The 12,219-nt window shown below is 62.1% G+C and carries 15 protein-coding genes; 12 read left to right on the top strand and 3 right to left on the bottom strand.

Features of this window, described 5'->3' with window-relative positions; all coding sequences use genetic code 11:
* Positions 1-50: 50 nt before the first annotated feature.
* From nrdR to AC1DIS_RS19375, 12 genes are all read left to right on the top strand, one after another.
* Positions 51-515: a transcriptional regulator NrdR gene (gene nrdR, locus AC1DIS_RS19430; RefSeq protein WP_007906838.1), complete on the top strand. Its 465-nt coding sequence runs from the start codon at positions 51-53 to the stop codon at positions 513-515.
* Entirely contained in the window at positions 512-1,645 is a 1,134-nt protein-coding gene (gene ribD / locus AC1DIS_RS19425; RefSeq protein ID WP_018925688.1) for a bifunctional diaminohydroxyphosphoribosylaminopyrimidine deaminase/5-amino-6-(5-phosphoribosylamino)uracil reductase RibD, read from the top strand. Before nrdR ends, ribD begins: the two co-directional genes overlap by 4 nt.
* Before the next feature lie 44 nt (positions 1,646-1,689).
* On the top strand, positions 1,690-2,367 hold the full coding sequence (locus AC1DIS_RS19420) for a riboflavin synthase (RefSeq protein WP_086945954.1): 678 nt from the start codon (positions 1,690-1,692) through the stop codon (positions 2,365-2,367).
* A 16-nt stretch (positions 2,368-2,383) separates the two neighbouring features.
* Complete coding sequence (ribBA, locus tag AC1DIS_RS19415; protein ID WP_018925690.1) at positions 2,384-3,475, top strand: bifunctional 3,4-dihydroxy-2-butanone-4-phosphate synthase/GTP cyclohydrolase II; 1,092 nt, start codon at positions 2,384-2,386, stop codon at positions 3,473-3,475.
* Positions 3,476-3,566: 91 nt separating this feature from the next.
* On the top strand, positions 3,567-4,043 hold the full coding sequence (gene ribH / locus AC1DIS_RS19410; RefSeq protein ID WP_003228649.1) for a 6,7-dimethyl-8-ribityllumazine synthase: 477 nt from the start codon (positions 3,567-3,569) through the stop codon (positions 4,041-4,043).
* Positions 4,040-4,540 (top strand): transcription antitermination factor NusB, encoded by a 501-nt coding sequence (gene nusB / locus AC1DIS_RS19405; protein WP_007933632.1) that lies wholly within the window; start codon positions 4,040-4,042, stop codon positions 4,538-4,540. Before ribH ends, nusB begins: the two co-directional genes overlap by 4 nt.
* A gap of 23 nt (positions 4,541-4,563) precedes the next feature.
* Complete coding sequence (thiL, locus tag AC1DIS_RS19400; protein ID WP_477743835.1) at positions 4,564-5,529, top strand: thiamine-phosphate kinase; 966 nt, start codon at positions 4,564-4,566, stop codon at positions 5,527-5,529.
* Positions 5,526-6,029 carry a phosphatidylglycerophosphatase A family protein gene (locus tag AC1DIS_RS19395; protein ID WP_018925692.1) on the top strand — a complete coding sequence of 168 codons (504 nt, stop codon included), beginning with the start codon at positions 5,526-5,528 and terminating at the stop codon, positions 6,027-6,029. The genes thiL and AC1DIS_RS19395 overlap by 4 nt, the downstream gene beginning before the upstream one ends.
* A gap of 22 nt (positions 6,030-6,051) precedes the next feature.
* Complete coding sequence (locus AC1DIS_RS19390; protein WP_064620650.1) at positions 6,052-6,786, top strand: type 2 periplasmic-binding domain-containing protein; 735 nt, start codon at positions 6,052-6,054, stop codon at positions 6,784-6,786.
* Positions 6,787-6,926: 140 nt separating this feature from the next.
* Positions 6,927-7,544 (top strand): GTP cyclohydrolase II, encoded by a 618-nt coding sequence (gene ribA / locus AC1DIS_RS19385; RefSeq protein WP_018925694.1) that lies wholly within the window; start codon positions 6,927-6,929, stop codon positions 7,542-7,544.
* The gene (locus tag AC1DIS_RS19380; protein WP_477743836.1) at positions 7,541-7,960 is read left to right on the top strand and encodes an MFS transporter; all 420 of its coding nucleotides are present in this window, start codon (positions 7,541-7,543) and stop codon (positions 7,958-7,960) included. The genes ribA and AC1DIS_RS19380 overlap by 4 nt, the downstream gene beginning before the upstream one ends.
* Positions 7,960-8,760: a cobalamin-binding protein gene (locus AC1DIS_RS19375; protein WP_086945952.1), complete on the top strand. Its 801-nt coding sequence runs from the start codon at positions 7,960-7,962 to the stop codon at positions 8,758-8,760. Before AC1DIS_RS19380 ends, AC1DIS_RS19375 begins: the two co-directional genes overlap by 1 nt.
* A 55-nt stretch (positions 8,761-8,815) precedes the next feature.
* On the opposite strand, the gene dxs is transcribed toward AC1DIS_RS19375, so the two are convergent.
* From dxs to AC1DIS_RS19360, 3 genes are all read right to left on the bottom strand, one after another.
* Entirely contained in the window at positions 8,816-10,714 is a 1,899-nt protein-coding gene (dxs, locus tag AC1DIS_RS19370; RefSeq protein WP_018925697.1) for a 1-deoxy-D-xylulose-5-phosphate synthase, read from the bottom strand.
* 91 nt (positions 10,715-10,805) lie between these two features.
* Positions 10,806-11,693: a (2E,6E)-farnesyl diphosphate synthase gene (gene ispA, locus AC1DIS_RS19365; RefSeq protein ID WP_111454196.1), complete on the bottom strand. Its 888-nt coding sequence runs from the start codon at positions 11,691-11,693 to the stop codon at positions 10,806-10,808.
* The gene (locus AC1DIS_RS19360) at positions 11,690-11,932 is read right to left on the bottom strand and encodes an exodeoxyribonuclease VII small subunit (RefSeq protein WP_007894317.1); all 243 of its coding nucleotides are present in this window, start codon (positions 11,930-11,932) and stop codon (positions 11,690-11,692) included. Before AC1DIS_RS19360 ends, ispA begins: the two co-directional genes overlap by 4 nt.
* Positions 11,933-12,219: the final 287 nt, after the last annotated feature.

Raw genomic sequence — 12,219 nt, 5'->3', positions numbered from 1 at the left:
GCCACGGGGATGCGCTACCATGGCCCTCCCATTTTTTGTTGCCTGCCACCATGCACTGTCCCTTCTGCGGTGCCAACGACACCAAGGTCATCGACTCGCGTCTGGTCGCCGAGGGCGAACAGGTGCGCCGCCGGCGTGAATGCCTGGCCTGCGGCGAACGCTTCACGACGTTCGAAACCGCTGAACTGGTGTTGCCGCGCCTGATCAAAACCGACGGCAGTCGCCAGCCGTTCGACGAAGAAAAACTTCGTGCCGGCATGCAGCGAGCGCTGGAGAAGCGCCCGGTGAGTGTCGAGCGCCTGGAATCGTCGCTGGTGCACATCAAACACAAGCTGCGCGCCACTGGCGAGCGCGAGGTCAAATCCCTCGTGGTCGGCGAACTGGTGATGGCCGAGCTGAAAAAGCTTGATGAAGTCGCCTATATCCGCTTCGCTTCGGTGTACCGACGCTTCCAGGACCTCAACGAGTTCCGCGAAGAGATCGATCGCCTCGCCCGTGAACCGGTGAAAGAATGACCACCTCCCCGGAACAAGCCATCCTCGACGCCCATTACATGGCCCGTGCCCTGGAACTGGCGCGCAAAGGTCATTACACGACGCACCCCAACCCGCGGGTTGGCTGCGTGGTGGTGCGTGACGGGCAGATTGTCGGCGAAGGCTGGCATGTGCGCGCCGGCGAGCCCCATGCCGAAGTCCACGCCTTGCGTGCCGCCGGTGACAAGGCGCGAGGCGCCACGGCTTACGTGACCCTGGAACCGTGCAGCCACCACGGCCGTACACCCCCCTGCGCCGATGCGCTGGTGAATGCCGGTGTGGCGCGCGTCGTTGCGGCGATGCAGGACCCGAACCCGGAAGTTGCCGGTCGCGGTCTGCAACGTCTGGCCCAGGCGGGAATCGCCACCGAAAGCGGCGTGCTGGAAGGTGAGGCGCGCAAGCTCAATGAAGGCTTCCTCAAGCGCATGGAACACGGCTTGCCGTTCGTGCGGGTCAAGTTGGCCATGAGCCTCGACGGTCGCACAGCGATGGAAAGCGGCGAGAGCCAATGGATTACCGGCCCGGCGGCTCGCTCGGCGGTACAACGGCTGCGCGCGCAGGCCAGCGTGGTGCTGACCGGCGCCGACACGGTGCTGGCGGACAATGCCCGCTTGACCGTGCGTGCCGATGAATTGGGCCTCGATCCCGAACAAACCGCCTTGGCCATGAGCCGTCCGCCACTGCGCGTGCTGATCGACGGTCGCCTGCGGGTGCCTCTGGACGCGCCGTTTTTCAAGGCTGGTCCGGCGTTGGTTGCGACGTGCATGGCGATCGAAGAGCAATACGCCAACGGTCCGGAGTGCCTGATCGTGGCGGGCGACGATGGCCAGGTCGACCTGCGCAAGTTGCTGGTTGAACTGGCTGCCCGTGACGTCAACGAGGTGCTGGTCGAAGCCGGTCCGCGTCTGGCCGGGGCGTTTGCTCAGCAAGGGTTGGTGGACGAGTTCCAGATTTTCATTGCCGGCAAGTTTCTCGGCTCCACGGCGCGACCGTTGCTGGACTGGCCGCTGGCGCAGATGAAAGATGCGCCCGAGCTCAAAATTACCGAAATCCGCGCGGTTGGCGATGACTGGCGAGTCATTGCCATACCTGTCCCAACGGTCAGCGTATAATTCCCGGCTGCAGCCCAGAAGGCCCTGTTCTCGAGGAGGACTCCATGTTTACCGGCATCATCGAATCCATCGGCAGTATTCGTGCATTGACCCCAAAAGGCGGAGATGTGCGGGTTTACGTAGAAACCGGCAAGCTCGACCTGAGCGACGTCAAACTGGGCGACAGCATTGCCGTCAACGGCGTGTGCCTGACGGCGGTTGAACTGCCGGGCAATGGCTTTGCGGCGGACGTCAGTCGCGAAACCCTCGACTGCACCGCCATGAATGACCTCAAAAGCGGCAGCCCGGTCAACCTGGAAAAAGCCCTGACCCCGACCACCCGCCTGGGTGGGCACTTGGTCAGCGGTCACGTCGACGGTGTCGGCGAAGTGGTTTCGCGCAGCGACAATGCCCGCGCCGTGGAATTTCGCATCCGTGCGCCGAAAGAACTGGCCAAGTACATCGCCCATAAAGGTTCGATCACCGTCGACGGCACCAGCCTGACGGTGAACGCGGTCGATGGCGCCGAATTCCTGCTGACGATCATTCCGCACACCCTGAGTGAAACCATCATGGCTTCTTACAAGCCAGGTCGCCGGGTGAACCTGGAGGTCGATCTGCTGGCCCGTTATCTGGAGCGCCTGCTGCTGGGTGACAAAGCTGCTGAGCCTGGCTCTTCGCAGAAGTCTGGCGGCACTATTACTGAAAGCTTTCTGGCCCAAAACGGCTACCTCAAATCCTGACTCAAGGGGGTGCCTTGTGGCGCTCAATAGCATCGAAGAACTGGTTGAAGACATCCGCCAAGGCAAGATGGTCATCCTCATGGATGACGAAGACCGCGAGAACGAAGGCGACCTGATCATGGCCGCCGAGTGCTGCAAGGCTGAGCACATCAACTTCATGGCCAAGCACGCCCGTGGCCTGATCTGCATGCCAATGAGCCGCGAGCGCTGCGAACTGCTCAAGCTGCCATTGATGGCGCCACGCAACGGTTCCGGCTTCGGCACCAAGTTCACCGTGTCCATCGAAGCCGCCGAAGGCGTGACCACCGGTATCTCCGCGGCTGACCGTGCGCGTACCGTACAAGCCGCTGCCGCCAAAGACGCCAAGGCTGAAGACATCGTCAGCCCCGGCCACATCTTCCCGCTGATGGCCCAGGCCGGCGGCACCCTGGCCCGCGCCGGCCATACCGAAGCGGCTTGCGACCTGGCACGCATGGCCGGTTTCGAGCCGAGCGGTGTGATCTGCGAAGTGATGAACGACGACGGCACCATGTCCCGTCGCGCCGAACTCGAAGCGTTTGCCGCCGAGCACAACATCAAGATCGGCACCATTGCCGACCTGATCCACTACCGGATGATCCACGAACGTACCGTTCAGCGGATTGCCGAGCAGCCATTGGACAGCGAACTGGGCCAGTTCAACCTGGTGACCTATCGTGATTCGGTGGAAGGCGACGTGCACATGGCCCTGACCCTGGGCAACGTGTGCGCCGAAGAACCGACCCTGGTTCGGGTGCACAACATGGACCCGCTGCGTGACCTGCTGATGGTCAAGCAACCGGGCCGCTGGAGCCTGCGCGCCGCCATGGCCGCGGTTGCCGAGGCTGGCAGCGGTGTGGTGCTGTTGCTCGGTCACCCGCTCGATGGCGACGTGTTGCTGGCGCACATCCGCGAAACCGCCGACCACAGCGCAGTGAAAAAGCCGACCACCTACAGCATCGTTGGTGCCGGTTCGCAGATCCTTCGGGACCTGGGCGTGCGTAAAATGCGCCTGATGTCTGCGCCGATGAAATTTAATGCGATATCCGGTTTCGATCTGGAAGTTGTAGAATACGTGCCCTCCGAATAATGACCGGTTGTTTCCAGTCCTTGATTCGCGGCTAACACATCACTGAGGGATGCGTAGAAAACGCGTCCCGGCTCTTTAAGAGATCTAACGAATGACCCTGAAGACCATCGAAGGTACCTTCATCGCCCCTAAAGGCCGCTACGCTCTGGTAGTGGGCCGTTTCAACAGCTTCGTGGTTGAAAGCCTGGTCAGCGGTGCAGTTGATGCCCTGGTTCGCCATGGCGTGAGCGAAAGCGACATCACCATCATCCGTGCGCCTGGCGCCTTCGAAATCCCGCTGGTTGCGCAGAAAGTCGCTCAGAAGGGCGAGTTCGCGGCAATCATCGCCTTGGGCGCGGTCATTCGTGGCGGTACTCCGCACTTCGAATACGTGGCTGGCGAATGCACCAAGGGCCTGGCCCAGGTGTCCATGGAGTTCGGCGTACCGGTCGCTTTCGGCGTACTGACCGTTGATTCCATCGAACAAGCCATCGAACGTTCCGGCACCAAGGCCGGTAACAAAGGTGCTGAAGCTGCCCTGTCCGCTCTGGAAATGGTCAGCCTGCTGGCGCAGTTGGAGGCCAAGTGATTAGCGACGATAGCGATCGTTTCAACCCGCGCGATCCAAAGCCTGCGGATGCCGGCAAGCCATCGAAAAGCGCCAAGCGTCGCGAAGCCCGTCAGCTCGCGACCCAGGCGCTGTACCAATGGCATATGGCCAAGCAGTCGCTGAACGAGATCGAAGCGCAGTTCCGGGTCGATAACGATTTTACCGATGTCGATGGCGCGTACTTCCGCGAAATCCTGCACGGGGTTCCGCAGTTCAAGACCGAGATCGACACCGCGCTCAAGCCTTGCCTGGACTTGACAATCGAAGAGCTGGACCCGGTTGAACTGGCGGTTCTGCGCCTGTCCACCTGGGAACTGCTCAAGCGTGTCGACGTGCCATACCGCGTGGTGATCAACGAAGGTATCGAACTGGCCAAGGTCTTCGGTTCCACCGACGGCCACAAGTTCGTCAACGGTGTGCTCGACAAGCTGGCCCCGCGTCTGCGTGAAGCCGAAGTGAAGGCGTTCAAGCGCTGATTGGCGCTTGAACTGCCATTGCCATGGGTGAGTTTGAGCTGATCCGCAACTTCTTCGCCGCCGCGCCTTGTGCGCAGGGCGGCGAAGGCGTTGCCCTCGGGATCGGCGACGACTGCGCCTTGCTGGCTATTCCTCCCGGGGAGCAGTTGGCGATTTCTACCGATACGCTGGTGGCCGGTGTGCATTTCGCCGACCCCTGCGATCCGTTTCTGCTCGGCCAGCGCTCGCTGGCCGTGGCCGTCAGCGACCTGGCCGCCATGGGCGCCACCCCCGTTGCCTTTACCCTTGCCTTGACCTTGCCGACCGGGACTTCCGATTGGCTGGAAGCGTTCGCCCGTGGTTTGAACCTCATGGCGCAGAATTGCCGTGTGGCACTGGTGGGCGGCGATACCACTCGCGGGCCGTTGAGCCTGACCATGACCGTGTTCGGCCGGGTGCCGACCGGTCTGGCGTTGACCCGCAGCGGCGCACGGCCGGGCGATTTACTCTGTGTGGGCGGTGAACTGGGTAACGGCGCGGGCGCATTGCCGCTGGTGCTCGGCCAGCGGACTGCGGACGCGGCCATCGCCGAGCCATTGCTGGCCCACTACTGGTCGCCGCAACCGCAACTGGCGTTGGGCCAGGCCTTGCGTGGCAAGGCCACCGCCGCGCTGGACATCTCCGACGGCCTGCTCGCCGACTGCGGGCATATTGCCCTGGCGTCGAAAGTCGGGATTCGGGTAGAGCGCAGCAGGCTGCCGTTGTCGAAGGCGCTGCTGGCTTTCCTCGGTCAATCCGGCGCTGAGCAGGCTGCCCTGAGTGGCGGTGACGATTACGTGCTGGCCTTCACCTTGCCGCCTGCCGAGTTGCCATCGTTACTGGCGGACGGCTGGCCGATCCATGTGCTCGGGCAGGTGGTTGCAGGGCAGGGCGTGATTCTGCTGGACGCCGACGGACACGACATCACCCCGCCAATCCGGGGTTACCAACATTTTCGGGAGACACCGTGACAGATCATCCCAAACAGGTTCCGTCGGAGTTCGTACCACCGTCGGTCTGGCGCAATCCGTGGCATTTCCTGGCGTTCGGCTTCGGCTCGGGCACCCTGCCAAAAGCGCCGGGCACCTGGGGTTCGTTAGTGGCGTTACCCTTTATTCCGTTGTGGCAGATGCTGCCCGACTGGGGCTACTGGCTGATGCTCGGCATCACCATGCTGTTCGGCTTCTGGCTGTGCGGCAAGGTCGCCGACGATTTGCGCGTGCACGACCATGAAGGCATCGTCTGGGACGAAATGGTCGGGATGTGGATCACCCTGTGGCTGGTGCCGCAAGGTTGGTATTGGTTGTTGGCGGGGTTCCTGATGTTCCGCTTCTTCGACATCCTCAAGCCTTGGCCGATTCGCTGGATCGACCGGCATGTGCACGGTGGCGTCGGGATCATGCTCGACGACGTGCTTGCGGGGGTGTTCGCGTGGTTGGCGATGCAAGGGCTGGTCTGGCTTTTCGCCTGAAGGCTACAGTCGAGGACGAAAGATGGCTCGCTGGTTGATGGTGATGGTTTTCGCGACGTTTTGCTCGTTCGCCCAGGCGGGGGATGCACCGACGACGCCGTCCGTGATTCACCTGGCCAGCGAAGCGTGGGAAGACTTTACCGCCGCCGATGGTCGTGGTTTGGGCTGGGACGTGTTGCGCGAAGTGTTCGAGCCTGCGGGCGTCAAACTGGATATTCGAATCGAACCGTATACGCGCGCCACGGGCCTGGCACAGCGTGGCGAAGTGGACGCGTGTGTCGGTGCCTATCGGGATGAAGTCAGTGACGTGCTCTATCCGCGCTGGAGTTTCGATACCGATCCGATCTATGCACTGGGCCTGGCCACCAATCCGGCGCCGACCCCGGAAAATCTGGGCAATTACCGTTTGGCTTGGGTACGCGGCTACAAGTACCAGGCTTACCTGCCCAACGTGCAGCGCTATAACGAAGTCGCGCGGCGTACCGGGATTCTGCCGATGCTGATCCACAACCACGTCGACTACTACATTGACGCGCTGGACGAGGTTAACTCTATCGTCAGCCGAGCCAAGGATCCGTCGCAGTTCCGCCGCACGCACATCGCGGATTTACCGCTGTACCTGTGCTTCGCCGATACCCCTCGGGCACGGCAGTTGATGGTGCTGTTCGACCAGCGTATGGAATTGCTGGTAAAAAGCGGTCAGCTGAAACCGGTCTTCGAACGCTGGAAACAGCCCTATCCGTTCGGCTCGAAATGAAAACGTTCAATGCGGGCGCGGGGCAGATATCAAACTTTTTGATCGTTATGGCCGATAATTCAGCCTAAGCGTCTGTAGGAACGTGCTGTTACAATGCCGCCTCTGCGAATCTTCAGTACTTATAGATCAGGAGCACACCGGTGCCTGTCGTTTTTGTCGCCGCTTCCAAGCTGCCAACGCCTTTTGCGCAATTCACCATGCACGGCTTTCTCGATGAAGAGAACGGGCGTGAGCACGTGGTGCTGAGCCTGGGTGAGATCGCCGACGGTGCTCCGGTACTCGGTCGGTTGCACTCCGAATGCCTGACCGGCGATGCCTTGTTCAGCCAGCGTTGCGACTGTGGTTCGCAACTCGAGGCGGCGTTGCAGGCGATCGCCCGTGAAGGCCGTGGCGTATTGCTCTACTTGCGTCAGGAAGGCCGTGGCATTGGCCTGCTGAACAAGATCCGCGCTTATGAATTGCAGGACGGCGGTGCTGACACCGTTGAAGCCAACGAGCGTCTGGGTTTCGCCGCCGATCAGCGCGACTACGCCATGTGCCTGCCAATGCTGGAGCATCTGGGCGTGAAATCCCTGCGACTGATGACCAACAACCCACGCAAGGTCAAAGCCTTGACCGACATGGGCATCGTGGTTGCCGAGCGCGTGCCGTTGCACACCGGGCACAACCCGCACAACAAACTCTACCTGGCCACCAAGGCCAGCAAGCTCGACCACATGATGGGCAACGAGCACCAGGGCGAGGCTGACCGGGCGTGACCCGCGGTCAGGTACGGCGACGACTGGCCGTCAACTGGTGGCAATTTCTGGCGTTGGCCTTGCTGCCGCTGTTCGTGGTCAATGGCTTATTCGGCCAAAGCGAGGCGATTCTGCCGGTGCTGGCCATGCCGTTTTTCATTGCCGGTGTGGCGTCGATGTTTGTCAGCCTGAAGTTCTTTGGCGGTTACAAACATGCGCTGATCGCGACCCAAAAAGCCCTCGATACCCCTGAAGAACCCACCGCCTGGATCGCCCTGGCCGCGAAACGCCGTGCTGCGTTTCTGGTCGCCGGCCTGCCCGCCTGGATCGGCGCACTGGCAGTCTTCGTTGGTCTGGAAGCCGTGCCGCTGATGCTGCTGGCGTTGTCGACGGCGGTGCTGTTCTACCTCTACCGTATCCCGCGTCAACTCGGCTGATGCGCTGCGTCTGGCTGGCAGTCCTGTTGCTGGCCATCGGTGGTCCGGCAGCTGCGGCCGAGCGGGTTGTCAGCCTGGCACCGTCGCTTTCCGAAATCGTGATTGAACTGAATTCGGCTGACCTGCTGGTCGGAGTGCTGGATGCCGGTGAGCGTCCGGCCGAGCTCAAAGACATTCCTTCGGTGGGCCGCTACGGTCAGTTGGACATCGAACGGTTGCTCAGCCTCAAACCTGATTTACTGCTGCTCTGGCCGGGCAGTGTGGGGCCGGCTCAGCGTGAACAGCTCAAACGGCTGAACATTCCCACCTATGTCGCCGAACCGCATAACCTCGAACAACTCACTGTGCAGATCGAAGCGATAGCCACGCAACTCGGGCGAGCGGAGCGGGGCGTTGCATTGGCCAAAAAACTGCGTCAGCGACTCGACTCCTTGCGCCAGCGCTATCGAAGGGACGAGCCGCTGCGGGTGTTTTATCAAGTCTGGGATCGGCCGCTGTACACCGTGGGCGGAAGGCAGATCATCAGTGATGCGCTACAGGTTTGCGGGGCAAGCAATGTGTTTGCCGACCTGCCACAGCCTGCACCGCAGGTCAGTGTGGAGGCGGTGTTGCAGCGCAACCCCGAGGTGATTCTGGCCAGCGATCAGGCGCAGCTCGAGGCGTGGAAGGCCTGGCCCCAGGTGACGGCGGTGGCGCAGGGGCAATTGCTGTTGGTGACGGATAAAGGCCTGGAACGACCGAGTGGGCAGATGATCGAAGCGACGGCCAAGCTCTGTCAGTTGATCGCACCCGATCTTTAACCTGTGGCGAGGGAGCAAGCTCCCTCGCCACAGGGTTTTGCATGTAGCCAGAGGATCAGATATTCAGCAATTGCAGGCGCTGACGCACCGCCTCTTCGATCCCGGCTTCATCCAGCCCGCATTCGGCGAGCATTTGCGCAGGCTTGGCGTGTTCGACATAGATGTCTGGCAAGCCCAGGTGCAGCACCGACTTGAGGATGTTCTCGCGGGCGAGGAACTCGCTGACCGCGCCACCGGCGCCGCCCATGATCGCGTTCTCTTCGACGGTCACCAGCAATTGGTGACTGCCGGCGATTTCGCGAACCAGTGCTTCGTCGAGCGGTTTGACGAAACGCATGTCGACGACCGTCGCATCCAGCTTCTCGGCGACTTTCAGTGCCTCGGCCAGTTGCACGCCGAACACCAGCAGGGCGACTGTGCTGCCCTGGCGACGAACCACGCCCTTGCCGATTTCAATCGGTTCGAGGTCTTTCGCGATCGGTGCATTCGGGCCGGTGCCACGCGGGTAACGCACCGCCGCCGGGCCGTTGTACAGGTGGCCGGTGCTGAGCATTTTGCGCAGTTCGTTTTCGTCGCTCGGGGTCATCACCAGCATGCCGGGGATGCAACGCAGGAACGACAGGTCGAAGCTGCCTGCGTGCGTCGGGCCGTCTTCGCCCACCAGGCCGGCGCGGTCGATGGCGAACAGTACGTCGAGGTTTTGTACCGCGACGTCATGAATCAGCTGGTCGTAACCGCGTTGCAGGAAGGTCGAATAGATCGCCACCACCGGTTTGGCGCCTTCACAGGCCATGCCGGCTGCCAGGGTCACGGCGTGTTGCTCGGCAATCGCCACGTCGAAATAGCGCGTCGGGAAGCGTTCGCTGAAGGCCACCAGGTCGGAGCCTTCCTTCATCGCCGGGGTGATCCCGACCAGGCGCGGATCGGCTGCGGCCATGTCGCACAGCCACTCACCAAACACACCGGAATATTTCGGCCCGCTGGCTTTTTTCGGCGCGGCGGCCGGAGCGTCCAGCGGTTCGAGTTTGGTAATGGCGTGGTAACCGATCGGGTCGACTTCCGCCGGGGCGAAGCCTTTGCCCTTCTTGGTGACCACGTGCAGGAATTGCGGGCCTTTCAGATCGCGCATGTTGCGCAGGGTGGCGATCAGGGTCGGCAGGTCGTGGCCATCGATCGGGCCGATGTAGTTCCAGCCCAACTCTTCGAACAGCGTGCCAGGGACCAGCATGCCTTTGGCATATTCTTCGGTGCGACGGGCGATTTCCCAGGCGCCGGGCAGGCGCGACAGGACCTTTTTGCTGCCTTCGCGCATGCTTGCGTAAGTGCGGCTGGAAAGGATTTTCGCCAGATAGTTCGACAACCCGCCGACGTTGCGCGAGATCGACATATCGTTGTCGTTGAGGATCACCAGCATGTTGGCGTCCACTTCCGGCGCGTGGTTCAGCGCCTCGAAGGCCATGCCAGCGGTCAGTGCGCCGTCGCCGATCACCGCGATTGCCTTGCGATCACTGTGTTGCAGGCGGGCGGCAATGGCCATGCCCAGCGCTGCGCTGATCGAGGTGCTGGAGTGGCCGACGCCAAAGGTGTCGTACTCGCTCTCGGAACGACGCGGGAAGGCGGCGATGCCATCCTTCTGGCGCAGGGTGCTCATGCGCGCGCGACGGCCGGTGAGGATTTTGTGCGGATAGGCCTGATGACCCACGTCCCACACCAGCCGGTCGTCCGGGGTGTCGAAAACGTAGTGCAACGCGATGGTCAGCTCGATCACGCCCAGGCCGGCACCGAAATGCCCACCGGTCTGGCCGACCGTGTAGAGCAATTCCAGGCGCAACTCATCAGCCAGGGTTTCCAGCTCGGCTTCGCCTAACCGGCGCAGGCCGTCCGGCGTGTTGGCACGGTCGAGCAGGGGCGTGGTCGGGCGCTTACGGGGAATCTCATGAAACGTCGTGGGCATCAGGCGAATCGTTATAGGTATAAAAGATGCGGCAGTTTACCTGATGCATCGCCCCCTGCCCACGCGTTGGTCTTTTTTGGCGGATACGCCGTCAGTTGCGGCGGTCAACGATGTACCGGGCCAGATCGCGCAAGGGCTCGGCTGCCGCGTCAAACGGTCGCAGTGCGTGCAGGGCCTGGTCGCGCAGTTCCAGAGCGTAGGCCTTGGCCGCGTCGAGACCGAGCAGCGCCGGGTAGGTCGGCTTGTCCCGGGCGATGTCGGCGCCCTGGCGTTTACCTAGGGTGGCGGTGTCACTTTCGACGTCGAGAATGTCGTCCTGGACCTGAAATGCCAGGCCGATGGCCTGTGCATAACTTTGCAGCGACTTCAGTTCGTCCTTCTCGGCACGGCCACTGGCCAGGGCACCGAGTTTGACGCTGACTTCGATCAACGCGCCGGTCTTGTGCCGATGCATGTATTCAAGGGCTTTTTGATCGAGCTTCAGTCCCACCGAGCCAAGATCGATGGCTTGCCCGCCGACCATGCCCGCCGGGCCTGCGGCCAGCGCCAGGGCGCTGACCATCTGCAGCCGGGTTTCGGTATCCGACGAGCTCAGGCGTGGGTCGAGCAGGGCGCTGAAGGCCAGGCTCTGCAAACCGTCGCCGGCGAGAATCGCGCAGGCTTCGTCGAATTTCTTGTGGGTGGTCGGCTGGCCACGACGCAGGTCGTCATCGTCCATGGCCGGCAAATCGTCGTGCACCAGCGAATAGGCATGGATCAGCTCAACCGCGCAGGCTGCGCCGTTGGCTTGCTCGGCCTTGCCGCCCAGCGCTTCACACGCGGCGTAGGCCAGCAGCGGACGTACACGCTTGCCGCCATTCATCACGCTGTAGCGCATGGCTTCATAGAGGCGGGCGAGCTCAGGGCTCGGCGGGTTGAACAGGGTTTCCAGTGCTGCATTGACGCGGGCCTGGCTGGCTGCCGAATACGCTGCAATCATTCTGGCTGATCCGCGTCGAAGGGTTCCTCGGCCAACTCGCCATCACGCTCGAGCAGCACTTGAACCTTCTGCTCGGCCTGGGCCAGCGCCGCCTGGCAATCACGGGTCAGCCCGATGCCCTGCTCGAAAGCGGTCAGCGAGTCTTCCAGCGACAATTCGCCGTTCTCCAGACGCTCCACCAGCGTTTGCAGGTCAGCGAGGGATTGTTCGAAATCCAGTGCAGCTTTTTTGCGGGCCATGGCGGCTATTTCCGGTTGACGTTAAACCGGCGCGACACTAGCAGACATGGGGGGTATGGGCAAATGAGCTGGGCCATTTGGAGCAGCAGTTCCGGGGTGACAACACACCTTGGGGCGAGGGAGCTTGCTCCCGTTCGGCTGCGCAGCAGTCGCGAGCCTCTGGACGCGGTAGGCCTGAATAAACGCGATGTATGGTTTTGGGGCCGCTACGCTACCCAGCGGGAGCAAGCTCCCTCGCCACAGATGTATGTCGTCTATATAGGTTGTGTGGATTATTCGGCTCACTT

The sequence above is a fragment of the Pseudomonas sp. 05N433 genome (assembly GCF_056396925.1).
This window is presented reverse-complemented; position numbering and strand designations above follow the sequence as displayed.

Coding starts and splice junctions, on each gene's coding strand:
- nrdR (WP_007906838.1), top strand. CDS start 51: ATGCACTGTCCCTTCTGCGGTGCCAACGACACCAAGGTCATCGACTCG.
- ribD (WP_018925688.1), top strand. CDS start 512: ATGACCACCTCCCCGGAACAAGCCATCCTCGACGCCCATTACATGGCC.
- AC1DIS_RS19420 (WP_086945954.1), top strand. CDS start 1,690: ATGTTTACCGGCATCATCGAATCCATCGGCAGTATTCGTGCATTGACC.
- ribH (WP_003228649.1), top strand. CDS start 3,567: ATGACCCTGAAGACCATCGAAGGTACCTTCATCGCCCCTAAAGGCCGC.
- thiL (WP_477743835.1), top strand. CDS start 4,564: ATGGGTGAGTTTGAGCTGATCCGCAACTTCTTCGCCGCCGCGCCTTGT.
- AC1DIS_RS19390 (WP_064620650.1), top strand. CDS start 6,052: ATGGCTCGCTGGTTGATGGTGATGGTTTTCGCGACGTTTTGCTCGTTC.
- AC1DIS_RS19375 (WP_086945952.1), top strand. CDS start 7,960: ATGCGCTGCGTCTGGCTGGCAGTCCTGTTGCTGGCCATCGGTGGTCCG.
- dxs (WP_018925697.1), bottom strand. CDS start 10,714: ATGCCCACGACGTTTCATGAGATTCCCCGTAAGCGCCCGACCACGCCC.
- ispA (WP_111454196.1), bottom strand. CDS start 11,693: ATGATTGCAGCGTATTCGGCAGCCAGCCAGGCCCGCGTCAATGCAGCA.
- AC1DIS_RS19360 (WP_007894317.1), bottom strand. CDS start 11,932: ATGGCCCGCAAAAAAGCTGCACTGGATTTCGAACAATCCCTCGCTGAC.